Origin of the sequence: Pseudomonas sp. RGM 3321 (assembly GCF_022836805.1) — a bacterium.
Classification (GTDB): Bacteria; Pseudomonadota; Gammaproteobacteria; order Pseudomonadales; family Pseudomonadaceae; genus Aquipseudomonas.
Window position 1 is genome coordinate 29,060 of the sequence record NZ_JALHBH010000088.1, and the last position, 16,327, is coordinate 45,386.

Annotated in this window: 10 protein-coding genes; 9 read left to right on the top strand and 1 reads right to left on the bottom strand. The window is 59.3% G+C overall.

Annotated features, from left to right (window positions below):
- Positions 1–492 precede the first annotated feature (492 nt).
- A complete protein-coding gene (locus tag RGM3321_RS03735; RefSeq protein ID WP_058408269.1) occupies positions 493–2,937 on the bottom strand; it encodes a penicillin-binding protein 1A in 2,445 nt (814 codons plus the stop codon).
- A gap of 206 nt (positions 2,938–3,143) precedes the next feature.
- Between RGM3321_RS03735 and RGM3321_RS03740 the strand changes: the two genes are divergently transcribed.
- From RGM3321_RS03740 to gltB, 9 genes are all read left to right on the top strand, one after another.
- Positions 3,144–4,208: a pilus assembly protein PilM gene (locus RGM3321_RS03740; RefSeq protein WP_002551652.1), complete on the top strand. Its 1,065-nt coding sequence runs from the start codon at positions 3,144–3,146 to the stop codon at positions 4,206–4,208.
- Entirely contained in the window at positions 4,208–4,807 is a 600-nt protein-coding gene (locus RGM3321_RS03745) for a PilN domain-containing protein (protein ID WP_244391659.1), read from the top strand. Before RGM3321_RS03740 ends, RGM3321_RS03745 begins: the two co-directional genes overlap by 1 nt.
- On the top strand, positions 4,804–5,427 hold the full coding sequence (gene pilO, locus RGM3321_RS03750; RefSeq protein WP_002551654.1) for a type 4a pilus biogenesis protein PilO: 624 nt from the start codon (positions 4,804–4,806) through the stop codon (positions 5,425–5,427). The genes RGM3321_RS03745 and pilO overlap by 4 nt, the downstream gene beginning before the upstream one ends.
- Positions 5,424–5,951, top strand: coding sequence for a pilus assembly protein PilP (locus RGM3321_RS03755; RefSeq protein ID WP_005752535.1), 528 nt, complete (start codon positions 5,424–5,426; stop codon positions 5,949–5,951). Before pilO ends, RGM3321_RS03755 begins: the two co-directional genes overlap by 4 nt.
- 47 nt (positions 5,952–5,998) lie before the next feature.
- Positions 5,999–8,104, top strand: a complete 2,106-nt coding sequence (pilQ, locus tag RGM3321_RS03760; protein ID WP_244391660.1) for a type IV pilus secretin PilQ — start codon at positions 5,999–6,001, stop codon at positions 8,102–8,104.
- 4 nt (positions 8,105–8,108) lie between these two features.
- Complete coding sequence (aroK, locus tag RGM3321_RS03765) at positions 8,109–8,627, top strand: shikimate kinase AroK (protein WP_244391661.1); 519 nt, start codon at positions 8,109–8,111, stop codon at positions 8,625–8,627.
- A gap of 115 nt (positions 8,628–8,742) precedes the next feature.
- On the top strand, positions 8,743–9,846 hold the full coding sequence (gene aroB / locus RGM3321_RS03770) for a 3-dehydroquinate synthase (RefSeq protein ID WP_244391662.1): 1,104 nt from the start codon (positions 8,743–8,745) through the stop codon (positions 9,844–9,846).
- Between the two features lie 10 nt (positions 9,847–9,856).
- Entirely contained in the window at positions 9,857–11,476 is a 1,620-nt protein-coding gene (locus RGM3321_RS03775) for an AAA family ATPase (protein ID WP_244391663.1), read from the top strand.
- Between the two features lie 360 nt (positions 11,477–11,836).
- Positions 11,837–16,282 carry a glutamate synthase large subunit gene (gene gltB, locus RGM3321_RS03780; protein ID WP_244391664.1) on the top strand — a complete coding sequence of 1,482 codons (4,446 nt, stop codon included), beginning with the start codon at positions 11,837–11,839 and terminating at the stop codon, positions 16,280–16,282.
- The last annotated feature ends 45 nt before the right edge of the window (positions 16,283–16,327 follow it).

Consider the following 16,327-nt stretch of genomic DNA (forward strand, 5'->3'; position numbering starts at 1 on the left):
CCTCACTCCAGCGTGGGCATGCCTTGGGTGACGCTCTGCGTCACAAATCTGCGCAGCGCCGCTGAATCAAAAGAGGACGCGGAGCGTCCAGAACGGCATGCGACGCAGAGCGTCGCACGATAGTTGGGATTAACAGGATAGTTGGGATTATCGTTCCTCACGCTCCAGCGTGGGAATGCCTTGGGTGACGCTCTGCGTCACAAATCTGCGCGGCACCGCTGAGTCAAAAGAGGACGCGGAGCGTCCAGAACGGCATGCGACGCAGAGCGTCGCACGATAGTTGGGATTAACAGGATAGTTGGAATCATCGTTCCTCACGCTCCAGCGTGGGAATGCCTTGGGTGACGCTCTGCGTCACAAATCTGCGCCGCTGAATCAAGAGCTGACACGGGGCGTCCAGAGCGGCATGCGACGCGAAGCGTCGCACGATAGTTGAAATGATCGTTCCTCACGTCCATGTGACGCGCTGCGTCACCTACCTGCGCAGTGCTATCAGAACAAATCGATTGGTGCTGACTCATCCGCTGGCAACGGGCTGCCCGGTGCGCTGCTGCCGCCCAGTTCGTTGACGCTTGGCGGTGTGTCTTCGCTTTTGAACAGTTCGAAGAACGCGTTCGGCGTGCTAGGCGTGGCAGCGCGGCCGCTCAGTGGGTCTACACGCAGGCTGAGAATGCCTGGCGGTTCGGCCTGCTGATGCGGAGGCTTGTCCTTGAGCGCAGCGCTCATGTAATCCATCCAGATCGGCAGGGAAACCGTACCGCCAAATTCATGGCGGCCAAGGCTTTCAGGCTGATCGAAGCCGCTCCAGACCGTTGTCACGTAGTCCGCGTTGTAACCGGAGAACCACGCATCCTTGGAGTCGTTGGTCGTACCGGTCTTGCCAGCGATATCCGGCCTGTTCATCGACAGGGCGCGACGCCCGGTGCCGCGCTTGATTACGTCCTGCAGCATGCTGTTCAGAATGTAGGTCGTGCGGCCATCCACAATGCGCTCTGCAACGGCGGGCGCTTGCGGTTGGGCCGGTGTTCCTGGTGGGCCTGCGACCACGCTCGGGCTGTCATGCACGGCAAAGGTCGACGTATTCGGCGCAGTATTGACGTCATTGGCCGGCACGCTTGGCGGGTTGGCGACAAACAGGGTCTGGCCGTCACGGTTCTCGATGGTCTGGATCAGATAAGGACTGACCTTGTAACCGCCGTTGGCAAATGTGGCCCAGCCGGTGGCGATTTCCATCGGGGTCAACGTAGCCGTACCCAGTGCCAGCGACAGGTTGCGCGGCAAGTCCTGCTTGGAGAAGCCGAAGCGGGTGATGTAGTCGATGGTGCTGTCAATGCCGAGGGCCTGGAGCAGGCGGATCGATACCAGGTTGCGAGACTTGTACAGCGCCTCGCGCAGGCGGATCGGGCCAAGGAAGGTGTTGGTGTCATTTTTCGGACGCCATACCTTGTCCAGGTACTCGTCGACGAACACGATAGGTGCGTCGTTCACCAGGCTGGAAGCGGTGTAACCGTTATCCAGCGCAGCGCTGTAGATGAACGGTTTGAAGCTGGAGCCCGGCTGACGCTTGGCCTGCATGGCCCGGTTGTAGTTGCTCTGCTCGAAAGCGAAGCCGCCGACCAGCGCACGAATGGCACCGTTTTGCGGGTCAAGCGAGACCAGAGCGCTCTGCGCGACGGGAATTTGACTGAATTTCAGCGAACCGTCGTCCTGGCGCAACAGACGAACAAGGTCGCCCACCTTCGCAACATCGCCTGGCTGCTTCGGATTCGCCCCCAGACTGTTGGTATTCAGGTAAGGCCGCGCCCACTTCATGGTGGCCCAGTCGACAGTTTCTTCTTTCTCGCCGTTGCGGGTCAGAACGCGCAAGCCGGTCTTGTCGACCTGGGTCACGATGCCGGGCTCGAGGCCGTTGATCATGCGTTGTTTGGTCAGTTCCTGTACCCAGTTGGCGCGGGTCATGCCCGGGAAGCGGCTTTCCGGGCCACGGTAGCCGTGGCGTTGGTCGTAATCGATCAGGCCCTGCTGGATGGACTTGTTGGCGTGTTCCTGAAGGTCGCTCGGCACCGTGGTAGTGACGCGGAAGCCCTCTGTATAGGCCTCGCTGCCGTAACGGCCGACCATTTCGGCGCGCGCCATTTCAGCAATGTACGGCGCATTCACTTCCGGCGTCGGCACGTGATAACTGGCGTTGAGCGGTTCGTTCAAGGCTGTCTGGTAAGCGGTCTGGTCAATCTTGCCCAAGCGGTACATGCGGCCGAGGATCCAGTCGCGGCGTTCCTTGGCGCGGGTCGGGTTGGCCAGTGGGTTGAAGCGTGACGGCGCCTTGGGCAGACCGGCAATCATGGCCATTTGCGCAAGGCTTACATCGCGAATCGATTTGCCATAGTAGACTTGCGCCGCCGCTTCGATTCCGTAGGCGCGGTTGCCCAGATAAATCTTGTTGACGTACAGCTCGAGAATCTCGTCTTTGGTAAGTTGGCGCTCGATTTGCAAGGCCAAAAGAATCTCGGTGGTTTTGCGTGAAAAGCTTCTTTCGCTGGTCAGGAAGAAGTTTTTCGCGACCTGCATGGTGATGGTGCTGCCGCCTGACTGAATATGGCCGCTTTTTACCAGTTGTGTGGCGGCGCGCATCAGGCTGCTCGGGTCGACGCCGTAGTGATTGGCGAAGTTATCGTCTTCGGCCGATAGCAGGGCGTTGATGAAATTGGGTGGAATTTCCGCGAAGCGAATCGGCGTGCGGCGCATCTCGCCAAACTCGGCAATCAGCTTGCCGTCGCTGCTGAATACGCGCAGGGGGATTTGCAGTTGAATGCTTCGCAGCGCTTCAACCGATGGCAGGGTCGGGCTCAGGTAGAGAAACGCGCCACTCAGGCCAAGCAACAGCGAGCAGAATACCGCGACGAGGGACCACCAGAAAAACTTCAGCAGGCGTATCAAGGCTTTTGGATTTCCAGAAAAAATAATGGGTTAAGCGCAGGCATTTACAAATGAACACGCCTTGAAGCTTTCTTAAATGAAAAAATCGCTGGGCATTATAAGCATTTTTCGTCCACGAGCGTGATTTGCGCTACTGTCAAGGCTGTCGACAGTGACGTTGACCCGAAATAACTCCGTAAGTGGCGGAAACTCATAGGAATCAGGTTGTGTTCGAACTCTTCAGTAAGAAGGCCAACACCCTTCTAGGGATCGATATTAGCTCCACCTCGGTAAAACTCCTGGAATTGAGTCGTTCCGGCACTCGTTACAAGGTCGAGTCTTACGCAGTCGAGCCGTTGCCGGCCAACGCTGTCGTCGAAAAGAATATTGCCGAGCTCGAAGGGGTTGGCCAGGCGCTGTCTCGCGTGCTCGCCAAGGCCAAGACCAGCGTCAAGATTGTGGCGGTCGCCGTAGCCGGTTCCGCCGTGATCACCAAGACGATTGAAATGGACGCCGGTCTTTCCGACGACGATATGGAAAACCAGCTCAAGCTTGAGGCTGACCAGTACATCCCTTATCCGCTGGAAGAAGTCGCCATCGATTTCGAAGTGCAGGGCTACTCGGTGCGCAATCCCGAACGCGTCGAAGTATTGCTGGCTGCCTGCCGCAAAGAGAACGTCGAAGTGCGCGAGGCGGCACTGGCGTTGGCCGGGCTGACCGCGCGCGTGGTGGACGTCGAAGCCTACGCCCTTGAACGCTCGTTCGGGCTGCTGGCTGCGCAACTGGGTAACGGTCATGACGAGCTTACCGTGGCGGTGGTCGATATCGGCGCCACCATGACCACCCTCAGCGTGCTGCATCATGGCCGGATTATCTATACCCGCGAGCAACTGTTCGGTGGCCGCCAACTGACTGACGAAATCCAGCGTCGCTACGGGCTTTCAATGGAGGAGGCCGGGCTTGCCAAGAAGCAGGGAGGGTTGCCCGACGACTATGTCAGCGAGGTGCTGGACCCCTTCAAGGATGCGTTGGTGCAGCAGGTCTCCCGTTCTTTGCAGTTCTTCTTTGCGGCCGGTCAATACAACTCCGTGGATCACATCATGCTGGCAGGCGGCACGGCTTCGATTTCAGGGCTGGAGCATTTGATTCAGCGACGCATTGGCACCCCGACGATGGTCGCCAACCCGTTTGCCGACATGGCCCTGAGCTCCAAGGTCAATGCCGGTGCGCTGGCCAGTGACGCTCCCGCATTGATGATCGCGTGCGGTCTGGCGTTGAGGAGCTTCGACTGATGGCGCGGATCAACTTATTACCGTGGCGCGAAGAGCTTCGCGAAGAACGTAAAAAACGCTTCCTGACCGCACTGGTCGGCGTGTTGGTGGTGTCAGTCGGTATTCTGTTTCTGATTGATCGTTACGTCAGCAACGCCATAGAACATCAGATGGCGCGCAACGCGTTTGTGCAGACGCAGATCGCTCAGCTCGATATACGCATCAAGGAGATCAGCGACCTGAAGGCGCGTCGCAAGCAGTTGCTTGAGCGCATGAAGATCATTCAGGACCTGCAAGGCAACCGCCCGATAACGGGGCGTGTATTCGATCAACTGGCGCGCACTCTTCCAGATGGCGTTTATTTCTCGCAGGTCAAAATGACCGACAAGCTGATTGCCATCAGTGGCGCTGCCGAATCGAACAACCGGGTTTCCGACCTGATGCGCAACCTTGAAGCCTCTGACTGGCTGGAAGCGCCGAGCCTGACCGAAGTGAAGGCCACGACGGCGGGGGCCGTGGATCAGGCCAACGTGTTTCAGTTGACGGTGCGTCAGACCCAGCCGCCGGTTGCCGCGGCTGTACCCGTTGCAACCACGCCCGCTTCAGGAGCCAAGCCATGAATATGTCCGAATGGCTGGAAGGGCTTCGCAAGGTTGACCTGAGCGAGCTGGACCTGAACAACCTGGGTTCCTGGCCGGCAGCGGTCAAGGCCATTGCCGGCGTGCTGGTCGCGGTACTGATTTTCGCACTGGGCTATTTCTTCTTTATCCAGGACCTGGAAACCCAGCTGGAAAGCGCACAGAACAGTGAGGTGACGCTTAAGGAGCAGTTTTCCAACAAGGCCTTCCAGGCTGCCAACCTTGAGCCTTACAAGAAGCAGATGGAAGAAATGGAAAACACCTTCGGTGCCCTGCTGCGGCAATTGCCCAGCGACACCGAAGTGCCTGGCTTGCTTGAGGATATAACCCGGACCGGACTGGGAAGCGGTCTTGAGTTCGAGGAAATCAAACTGCTGCCCGAGGCGGTCCAGCAGTTCTACATCGAGCTGCCGATACAGATCACGGTAGTCGGTGGTTATCACGACCTGGCGACCTTCGTCAGCGGTGTCGCCAGCCTGCCGCGCATCGTCACACTGCACGATTTCGAGATCAAGCCGGTCGACCCGAAGGTGCCGACCAAGTTGCGCATGAGCATTCTGGCCAAGACCTACCGCTACAACGATGAAGGGCTGAAGAAATGAGGGCGGCGCGATTGCTGTGCGTCAGTGTGGTTATGACAGGGTTGGCCGGTTGCGGTAATGACAATGATTTTGCCGACCTGTCGGCGTTCATGGATCAGGCCAGAGCGCGCCCGAGCGGTACTATCGAGGCCCTGCCCAAGTTTCGTCCGTATGAAGCGTTCACCTACAACGCCTCTACGCTGCGCAGTCCTTTTCAGCCGCCGGTCAAGATTGACCTGCTCAACCGCCAGAAGGGCTCGCGGCTGGTAGCACCGGACGAGCACCGGGTCAGGCAATTCCTGGAAGGGTTCAATATCGAGTCGTTCGAGATGGTCGGCACGATTGGCAACGAGTCAGGGATATTCGCCCTGCTGCGCGGTGCGGGAGGCGTTCATCGCGTCAAGGTGGGAGATTACCTGGGCCGTAACAACGGCCGGGTAGTGTCAATCGGTGATGCGCAGGTAGATGTCATTGAAATTGTTCCTGATGGAGAGGGGGCCTGGCTGGAAAGGCCGCGCACTATCGCCCTCAAAGAACGCTCATGAAGTGGGCAAGGCCAAGTATGCACAGTAGCGCTCAACGGAAATTGATCATGACCCGGATTTTCTCGATTATCGGCGTGTCGTTATGCATCGCGATGCTTTCGCCGGTTCTCCAGGCTGCCAACCTCAAGACCCTGGATGTCGCCGCCCTGCCGGGTGATCGCATCGAGCTCAAGCTGGCATTCGACTCGCCGGTGCCTGCGCCGCGCGGCTACACCACTGCGCAACCTGCGCGTATTGCGCTGGACCTGCCGGGCGTGACCAGTCAGCTGGCGACCAAAAGCCGCGAACTGGGTAACGGTAATGCACGCAGCGTGGTCGTGGTACAGGCCCAGGACCGCACGCGGGTGATCATCAACCTGACCACGCTTTCGCCCTACAGCTCCCGCGTCGACGGCAACAACCTGTACGTGGTCATCGGTCAGGGCGCAGCTGCTGCGCAGGCTTCTCAGCCAACCACCGCGATGGGCGCGCAACGGGTAGTGGTGCCGCCACCCACTCCGGCATCTGCCAAGCCGTTTATCCCTGCGGGTGTCAAGGCCATCAGGAATGTCGATTTCCAGCGTGGCGAGCTGGGTGAAGGCAATGTGATCATAGACCTTAGCAACCCCAGTATTGCCCCGGATATTCAGGAACAGGGTGGCAAGATCCGCGTCGACTTCGCCAAGACCCAACTGCCCGAACCGCTGCGCGTCCGGCTGGACGTCAAGGACTTCGCCACGCCGGTGCAGTTTGTCAGTGCGTCGGCTACGGGCGACAAGGCCAGTATTCTGATAGAGCCGTCGGGTGCCTTCGACTACTCGGCGTTTCAGACCGAAAACAAGCTGACCATTAGTGTGCGGCCGTTGACCAATGAGGATCTGGACCGTCGCGCCGCTGACAAACCGGTGTACACCGGTGAAAAGCTGTCGCTGAACTTCCAGGACATCGACGTACGCTCGGTGCTGCAACTGATTGCCGACTTCACCAACCTCAATCTGGTAGCCAGCGACACGGTTCAGGGCGGTATTACCCTGCGTCTGCAAAACGTGCCATGGGATCAGGCGCTGGACCTGGTGCTGAAAACCAAAGGCCTGGACAAGCGCAAGGTCGGCAGCGTCCTGCTGGTCGCGCCCGCCGATGAAATTGCTGCCCGCGAGCGTCAGGAGCTTGAATCGCTCAAGCAGATCGCCGAGCTGGCGCCCCTGCGTCGCGAACTGCTGCAGGTCAATTACGCCAAGGCTGCGGATATCGCCAAGCTGTTCCAGTCGGTGACCAGCGCCGAGTCCAAGACCGACGAGCGTGGCTCGATCACTGTGGACGACCGGACCAACAACATCATTGCCTATCAGACCCAGGACCGGCTCGACGAACTGCGTCGCATCGTGTCGCAACTGGACATTCCGGTGCGTCAGGTGATGATCGAGGCGCGCATCGTCGAGGCCAACGTCGATTACAACAAGCAACTGGGTGTGCGCTGGGGCGGCTCGACCAACACCAGTGGCAATGGAAAATGGACAACCTATGGCCTTGACAATAATGGCGATGAGGCAGGTAACACTGGCAGCAGCGTGACCTCCAACGTGCCGTTTGTCGATATGGGCGCATCTGGCGCAACCTCCGGCATTGGCCTGGGCTTCGTCACCAACAATACGTTGCTGGACCTTGAGCTGAGCGCGATGGAGAAGACCGGCAACGGTGAAATCGTCTCCCAGCCCAAGGTAGTCACTTCCGACAAGGAAACCGCCAAGATCCTCAAGGGCACCGAGATTCCGTATCAGGAGTCCAGCTCCAGCGGTGCAACCACGGTGAGCTTCAAGGAAGCCTCGCTGTCGCTTGAGGTAACGCCGCAGATCACGCCGGATAACCGCATCATCATGGAGGTCAAGGTCACCAAGGATGAGCCGGACTACCTGAATGCGGTGCTTGGTGTACCACCGATCAAGAAAAACGAGGTCAACGCCAAAGTGCTGATTTCCGATGGCGAAACCATCGTCATCGGTGGTGTGTTCTCAAATACGCAAAGTAAAGTTGTCGATAAAGTGCCATTTCTTGGCGATGTACCGTATCTTGGCCGGCTTTTCAGGCGCGATGTGGTATCCGAGTCCAAATCCGAGCTGTTGGTATTTTTGACTCCGCGTATCATGAACAACCAGGCGATTTCTGTGAGTCGTTGATTTTGTGCGAAATTTAATACTTGTGGGGCCGATGGGTGCTGGCAAAAGCACCATCGGCCGTTTGCTTGCCAAAGAGTTGCGACTGCCGTTCAAGGATTCCGACAAGGAAATCGAGTTGCGCACGGGCGCCAATATCCCGTGGATCTTCGACAAGGAAGGCGAGCCGGGTTTCCGTGAGCGCGAGCAGGCCATGATTGCCGAGCTGTGCGAAGCCGATGGCCTGGTTCTGGCCACCGGTGGCGGTGCCGTCATGCGCAGTGAAAACCGTCAGGCGCTGCGTGCCGGTGGGCGCGTGGTGTATCTGCATGCCTCCATAGAACAGCAGGTCGGGCGCACCGCGCGTGACAGAAATCGTCCTTTGTTGCGTACCGCCGATCCGGCCCGGGTGCTGAGCGAATTGCTGGCTATCCGCGACCCGCTGTATCGGGAAATCGCCGACTTGGTGATTGAAACCGATGAGCGGCCACCCCGAATGGTGGTTCTCGAGATATTGGCGCGTCTTGCAGAGCTTCCTCCCCGTTAAAGCGCAGGCGAAAATGCGCTATTCTCGTCGACCAGCAAAACAGCGACGGTGCATGGCTTTGCGTCATGACCTGCTGAAGCACAAACCGTCCAACCGGTAATCAATGTGGGGACACATGCAGACACTTAAGGTCGAGCTTGGTGAGCGTAGCTACCCGATCCATATTGGCGAAGGCCTTCTGGATCAGCCAGAGCTCCTGACCCCGCATATTGTCGGGCGTCAGGTGGCTATCGTTTCCAACACGACAGTGGCACCGCTGTATCTGGAGCGTCTGACGCAGACCCTGGCCGGTTACAACGTTCTTCCGATTGTTCTGCCCGATGGTGAGGCGTTCAAGAACTGGGAAACCCTGCAGACCATTTTCGATGGCCTGCTGACCGCTCGTCATGATCGTCGCACCACGGTCATCGCCCTGGGTGGCGGTGTGATTGGTGACATGGCCGGGTTTGCTGCCGCCTGTTATCAGCGCGGCGTGAATTTCATCCAGATCCCGACCACGCTGCTGTCCCAGGTGGACTCTTCGGTGGGCGGCAAGACCGGCATCAATCACCCGCTGGGCAAGAACATGGTGGGGGCCTTCTATCAGCCAAGCGTCGTGCTGATCGATACCACTTCGCTCAACACCCTGCCCGAGCGTGAACTGTCCGCCGGGCTGGCAGAGGTCATCAAGTACGGCCTTATCTGCGACGAGCCGTTTCTGACCTGGCTTGAAGAGCACGTCGACGCGCTGCGCGGGCTGGATCAGGCGGCGCTGACCGTGGCCATCGAACGCTCCTGTGCGGCCAAGGCGCTGGTGGTCTGCGCCGACGAGCGTGAGTCCGGTGTTCGCGCCACATTGAACCTGGGTCACACATTCGGTCACGCCATCGAGACGCATATGGGCTATGGTGTCTGGCTGCATGGCGAGGCGGTAGCTGCCGGTACGGTCATGGCGCTGGAAATGTCCTCGCGTCTGGGCTGGATCAGCACGCAGGAACGGGATCGCGGTATCCGCCTGTTTCAGCGCGCCGGGCTGCCGGTGGTGCCACCACAGGACATGACGGAAGACAATTTCCTCGAACACATGGCGATCGACAAGAAAGTCATCGACGGTCGCTTGCGTCTGGTGCTGTTGCGCCAGATGGGTGAAGCGGTTATCACGGACGATTATCCAAAAGAAGTATTACAGGCCACCCTGGTTGCGGACTATCGCGCCCTGGTGGATCAGCTTAGAGGTTAACGGAAAACCCATGACTAGTTTGCATGCCGACGAGGCCTTCCTCGGCCATTATCAGTTGAGTCATGACCCCTTTGCGGCGCGGGTACCTGGCTTCAAATTCTTTCCTGCCCAGCGCAAGCCTGTGCTGGGTCAGCTTCATCATCTGGCGCGTTACAGCCAGTTGTTGCTTGCAGTGACCGGGCCGCAGGGCAGCGGCAAGACCCTGCTGCGTCAGGCGCTGGTAGCAAGCACCAACAAGCAGTCGGTGCAAAGCGTTGTGGTTTCTGCACGCGGTGCCGGCGATGCAGCGGGTGTGCTGCAGCAGGTTGCTCAGGCGCTGAGCGTTGCCCAGGCTGAAATGCAGGCGATCCTTTCGCAGGTCGTGCAGCTCGGGCTGACCGGCCAGGAAGTCTACTTGCTGGTTGACGATGCGGAACAACTGGGCGATTCGGCGCTCGAAGCGTTGCTGGGTCTTGCTGCAGGAACGCCTGAAGGGCGTCCGCATGTATTCCTGTTCGGAGAGCCATCGCTGCTCGATCGTCTCGATCAGATGTGTGCCGACCTGCAGGGCGATGTCGAAGGCGAACGCTTTCACGTCATCGAGCTGCAACCCTATACGGAAGAGGAAACCCGGGAGTATCTGGCTCAGCGTCTGGAGGGTGCAGGGCAAGGAATCGCGTTGTTCACTGCCGACCAGATCACCGATATTCATGAACAGTCCGATGGCTGGCCTGGGGCAATCAACCAGGTAGCCCGCGATTCAATGATCGAGGCGATGATCGCGAGTCGTTCCGCGGTCAAGCGTCCAAGTGTGGGGTTCAACATGCCGAAAAAACACGTATTGGCCTTGGGTGCCGTCGTCATAGTGGCCGTGGCAGCAGCAGTGCTGATCCCGGGTCGCGGTGACAAGACGGGTACGCCTGCCAATGCCCCTGCTTCTGCTCAGGCGCAATTGCCGCTGGGCGAGGGCAAGCCAACTGCTCAGCAATCGAACAACGGTAGCCCGGCCATCGAGTTCGCGGGCAATTCCCAGCCGATGCCGCTGCCGATGAATGGCAATTCGCAACCGGTGATGCGCGGCCCGCTGGCTGAAGCAGCCGGGTCGAGTGATTCCGACGAAGACGCGGTGCCGACAGGTTCGCCTGCCCAGCCGCCGACCGTGACCACCACTGCGCCGCCTGCGGGCGTGCCTGCCGGTCAGGCTGCCGCCCAGACGCCACGCTCGTCTATTCCTGCCCCAGCTGCCAAACCGACGCCTGCACCTGCGCCTGCGCCTGCTCAGGTCGCCACAGCCAAGCCCGCTCCGGCCCCGGCCGCCAAGCCTGCGGAAAAACCTGCGCCAGCGGCTGCCAAACCGGCTGCCGGTAGCAATTGGTACAGCAGTCAGGCGCCAGGCCATTATGTGGTACAGATTCTGGGCACCAGCTCCGAAGCGACCGCTCAGGCCTACATCGCAGAGCAAGGTGGCGAGTACCGTTATTTCAAGAAAACCCTGCAGGGCAAGCCGTTGTACGTCATCACGTACGGCAACTTTCCTGACCGTGCTGCCGCCCTGGCAGCCATCAAGGTATTGCCAGCCAAGGTTCAGGCTGGTAAACCTTGGCCCCGTACTGTCGCCAGCGTCCAACAAGAGCTTGGTGCCAGTCGCTGAAGTCGCAGCGGCCTTATCCGGGCCGCTTCACCCAGCCAGCCTGACTTAACCCGCAAAGCGTGCCACCTGATTGGTGCGCGCCTTGCGGCGTCTGCGTTACAAGCGCTTTACAGTCTCCCGTCGCGTCAGTCAGATACTTGAAGAAATGCTTTGACTAGCACAGCGACCCGTTTTAAAACTTTCATAATTGCGACATTGATTATCAACCAGTCGTCGTTAAATTTGTTAGCCCTTGTGTCGCTGTGTACAATGACCTCCGTTTTGCCTGTCCGAAGCCGGCGTACGTTCGGCGTGACAGGTAATTGGTTGAATTAAAAGGAAATTTGCCTCGCATAGAGGCAGCCTGGTGAGAAAGTGTCTATGAAAGCAGGTCTGTACCAACCAGATGAATTCAAGGATAACTGCGGCTTCGGCCTGATCGCTCATATGCAGGGCGAGCCCAGTCATCACCTGTTGCAGACGGCCGTTCAGGCCCTGACCTGCATGACCCACCGTGGCGGTATCAACGCCGACGGCAAGACCGGTGACGGTTGCGGTCTGTTGATTCAGAAGCCCGATGGCTTCTTGCGTGCGATGGCCAAAGAGCACTTCGGTGCCGATCTGCCCCGCCAATATGCTGTGGGCATGGTGTTCCTCAATCAGGACGACGCCAAGGCTGACGCCGCACGCGAAAACATGAACCGCGAGATCCTCGCCGAGGGCCTGGAACTGGTCGGCTGGCGTCAGGTGCCGATCGATACCAGTGTCCTGGGCCGTCTGGCACTGGAGCGCCTGCCGAAAATCGAGCAGGTGTACATTGGCGGCGAAGGCCTGAGCGATCAGGAATTCGCCATCAAGCTGTTCAGCGCGCGCCGCCGTTCGTCAGTGTCCAACGCCGCAGATACCGATCATTACATCTGCAGCTTTTCGCACAAGACCATCATTTATAAAGGCCTGATGATGCCGGCCGATCTTACGGCCTTCTTCCCGGACCTGAGCGACGAGCGTCTGCAGACAGCCATTTGCGTGTTCCACCAGCGCTTTTCCACCAATACCCTGCCTAAATGGCCGCTGGCGCAACCGTTCCGGTTTCTTGCCCATAACGGTGAGATCAACACCATCACCGGCAACCGCAACTGGGCACAGGCGCGCCGTACCAAGTTCACCAACGATCTGATGGATCTGGATGAGCTGGGTCCGCTGGTCAACCGCGTGGGTTCGGACTCATCGAGCATGGACAACATGCTTGAGCTGATGGTGACCGGCGGCATCGATCTGTTCCGTGGCGTGCGCATGATCATTCCGCCTGCGTGGCAGAACGTCGAGACCATGGACCCTGATCTACGCGCCTTTTATGAATACAACTCCATGCACATGGAACCGTGGGACGGCCCAGCCGGCATCGTGATGACCGAAGGTCGTCATGCAGTCTGCCTGCTCGACCGCAATGGCCTGCGCCCGGCGCGCTGGGTCACGACCAAGAACGGCTACATCACCCTGGCGTCGGAAATCGGCGTGTGGGACTACAAGCCTGAAGACGTTATCGCCAAGGGCCGCGTCGGTCCTGGGCAGATCTTTGCCGTGGACACTGAAACCGGTCAGATCCTCGACACCGACGCCATCGACAACCGTCTCAAGTCGCGTCATCCGTACAAGCAATGGCTGCGCAAGAATGCCCTGCGCATTCAGGCCACCATGGAAGACAACGACCACGGCTCGGCTTTTTACGACAGCGAGCAGCTCAAGCAATACATGAAGATGTATCAGGTCACGTTCGAAGAACGCGATCAGGTGCTGCGCCCGCTAGGTGAACAGGGTCAGGAAGCTGTGGGTTCGATGGGTGACGACACGCCGATGGCCGTGCTGTCGCGTCGTGTGCGTTCGCCTTACGATTACTTCCGCCAGCAGTTCGCGCAGGTCACCAACCCGCCGATCGACCCGCTGCGTGAAGCCATTGTCATGTCGCTGGAAATCTGCCTCGGGGCCGAGCGCAATATCTTCCAGGAATCGCCAGAGCACGCCTCGCGCGTAATCCTCAGTTCGCCGGTCATTTCGCCAGCCAAATGGCGTTCGCTGATGAACCTGGAGCGTCCGGGCTTCGAGCGCCATATCATTGACCTGAACTACGATGAAAGCCTGGGTCTTGAAGCAGCCGTGCGCAGCGTTGCCGATCAGGCCGAAGAGGCCGTGCGTGCCGGCCGTACCCTGATCGTGCTGAGCGACCGACACATCGCACCGGGCAAACTGCCGGTGCATGCTTCGTTGGCAGTCGGCGCGGTTCACCACCGTCTGACCGAGCAAGGCCTGCGTTGCGACAGCAACATCCTGGTCGAAACCGCAACCGCGCGTGACCCGCACCATTTCGCTGTGTTGATCGGCTTCGGCGCGTCGGCGGTCTATCCGTTCCTGGCCTATGAAGTGCTGGGCGACCTGATCCGTACCGGCGAAGTGCTGGGCGATCTGTACGAAGTCTTCAAGAACTACCGCAAAGGCATCACCAAGGGTCTGCTCAAAATCCTCTCGAAGATGGGTATCTCGACCGTTGCGTCCTACCGTGGCGCGCAGTTGTTTGAAGCCATCGGTCTGTCCGAGGAAGTTTGCGACACCAGTTTCCGCGGTGTGCCAAGCCGCCTGAAAGGCGCGCGTTTCGTCGATATCGAAGCCGAACAGAAAGCGCTGGCAGTCGAAGCCTGGAGCACGCGCAAGCCGATCCAGCAAGGCGGCCTGCTCAAGTTCGTGTTTGGTGGCGAATACCATGCCTACAACCCGGACGTGGTCAGCACTCTGCAAGCCGCCGTGCAGCAGGGCGACTACAGCAAGTTCAAGGAATACACCTCGCTGGTAGACCAGCGTCCGGTGTCGATGATTCGCGACCTGCTGCAGGTCAAGACGCTTGAGCAGCCGCTGAACATCGACGAAATCGAGCCGCTGAGCGAAATCCTCAAGCGCTTCGATTCGGCCGGTATTTCTCTGGGTGCCTTGTCGCCGGAGGCTCATGAAGCGCTGGCCGAGGCGATGAACCGTCTGGGCGCGCGCTCCAACTCCGGTGAAGGCGGCGAAGATCCGGCGCGTTACGGCACCATCCGCAGCTCCAAGATCAAGCAGATCGCCACGGGTCGCTTTGGTGTAACGCCAGAGTACCTGGTCAACGCCGATGTGCTGCAGATCAAGGTTGCACAGGGTGCCAAGCCGGGCGAGGGCGGGCAACTGCCGGGCGGCAAGGTCAATGGCCTGATCGCCAAGCTGCGCTATGCCGTGCCGGGCGTGACGCTGATTTCGCCGCCGCCGCACCACGACATCTATTCCATCGAAGACTTGTCGCAGCTGATTTTTGACTTGAAACAGGTCAACCCGGCGGCGCTGGTTTCGGTCAAGCTGGTGGCAGAAGCGGGCGTTGGCACCATTGCCGCTGGCGTGGCCAAGGCCTATGCCGACCTGATCACCATTTCCGGTTATGACGGTGGCACCGGTGCATCGCCGCTGACCTCGATCAAGTACGCTGGCGCGCCGTGGGAACTGGGGCTGGCCGAAACTCACCAGACCCTGCGCGGCAACGACCTGCGCGGCAAGGTCCGGGTGCAGACCGACGGTGGCCTGAAAACCGGGCTGGACGTGATCAAGGCGGCCATTCTCGGTGCTGAAAGCTTCGGTTTCGGCACCGCGCCGATGATCGCGCTGGGCTGCAAATACCTGCGTATCTGCCACCTGAACAACTGCGCTACCGGCGTTGCGACCCAGAACGAAAAGCTGCGCAAGGACCACTACATCGGCACCGTCGACATGGTGATCAACTTCTTCACCTACGTGGCAGAAGAAACCCGTGAGTGGCTGGCCAAGCTGGGCGTTCGCACGCTGGAAGAGCTGATCGGTCGTACCGACCTGCTGGATATCCTGCCGGGCGAAACCGAGAAGCAGCAGCATCTGGACCTGACACCGTTGCTGGGCAGCGACCATATTCCGGCTGACAAGCCTCAGTTCAGCCTGGTGGATCGCAACCCGCCGTTCGACAAGGGCCTGCTGGCCGAGCAGATGGTGGAGATGGCCAAGCCGGCCATCGAATCCCTCAGCGGTGGCGAGTATGAACTGGACATCTGCAACTGCGACCGTTCCATTGGCGCACGGATTTCCGGTGAAATCGCCCGATTGCACGGTAACCAGGGCATGAACAAGGCCCCCGTCACTTTCCGCTTCAAGGGCACTGCAGGTCAGAGCTTCGGGGTGTGGAACGCTGGTGGCCTGAACATGTATCTGGAAGGCGATGCCAACGACTACGTCGGCAAGGGTATGACCGCTGGCAAGCTGGTGATCGTGCCGCCCAAGGGCAGCCCGTTCAAGACCAACGAGAGCGCCATCATCGGCAACACCTGCCTGTACGGCGCAACCGGCGGCAAGCTGTTTGCGGCGGGTACGGCGGGCGAACGTTTCGCGGTGCGTAACTCGGGTGCCCACACCGTTGTGGAAGGCACTGGTGATCACTGCTGCGAATACATGACCGGTGGTTTCGTCTGCGTACTGGGCAAGACCGGCTACAACTTCGGTTCCGGTATGACTGGCGGTTTCGCCTACGTGCTCGACCAGGACAACACCTTCGTTGACCTCGTCAACCATGAGCTGGTCGAGATCCAGCGCATCAGCGGCGAGTCGATGGAAGCCTATCGCACTCACTTGCAGAGCGTTCTCAACGAGTACGTGGCTGAAACCGACAGCGAATGGGGCCGCAATCTTGCGGAAAACCTGGACGACTACCTGCGTCGTTTCTGGCTGGTCAAGCCCAAGGCTGCCAACCTGAAATCGCTGCTCTCCAGCACTCGGGCGAATCCACAGTAAAAGCAGCTGCTAGCGGTGAGCTTCAAACCGCAAGCCAACGGCAGT

Bases quoted from the DNA above. Each gene is read 5' to 3' on its own strand.
- aroB (WP_244391662.1), top strand. From the start codon at position 8,743: ATGCAGACACTTAAGGTCGAGCTTGGTGAGCGTAGCTACCCGATCCAT.
- gltB (WP_244391664.1), top strand. From the start codon at position 11,837: ATGAAAGCAGGTCTGTACCAACCAGATGAATTCAAGGATAACTGCGGC.
- RGM3321_RS03755 (WP_005752535.1), top strand. From the start codon at position 5,424: ATGAGGGCGGCGCGATTGCTGTGCGTCAGTGTGGTTATGACAGGGTTG.
- pilO (WP_002551654.1), top strand. From the start codon at position 4,804: ATGAATATGTCCGAATGGCTGGAAGGGCTTCGCAAGGTTGACCTGAGC.
- RGM3321_RS03745 (WP_244391659.1), top strand. From the start codon at position 4,208: ATGGCGCGGATCAACTTATTACCGTGGCGCGAAGAGCTTCGCGAAGAA.
- pilQ (WP_244391660.1), top strand. From the start codon at position 5,999: ATGACCCGGATTTTCTCGATTATCGGCGTGTCGTTATGCATCGCGATG.
- RGM3321_RS03775 (WP_244391663.1), top strand. From the start codon at position 9,857: ATGACTAGTTTGCATGCCGACGAGGCCTTCCTCGGCCATTATCAGTTG.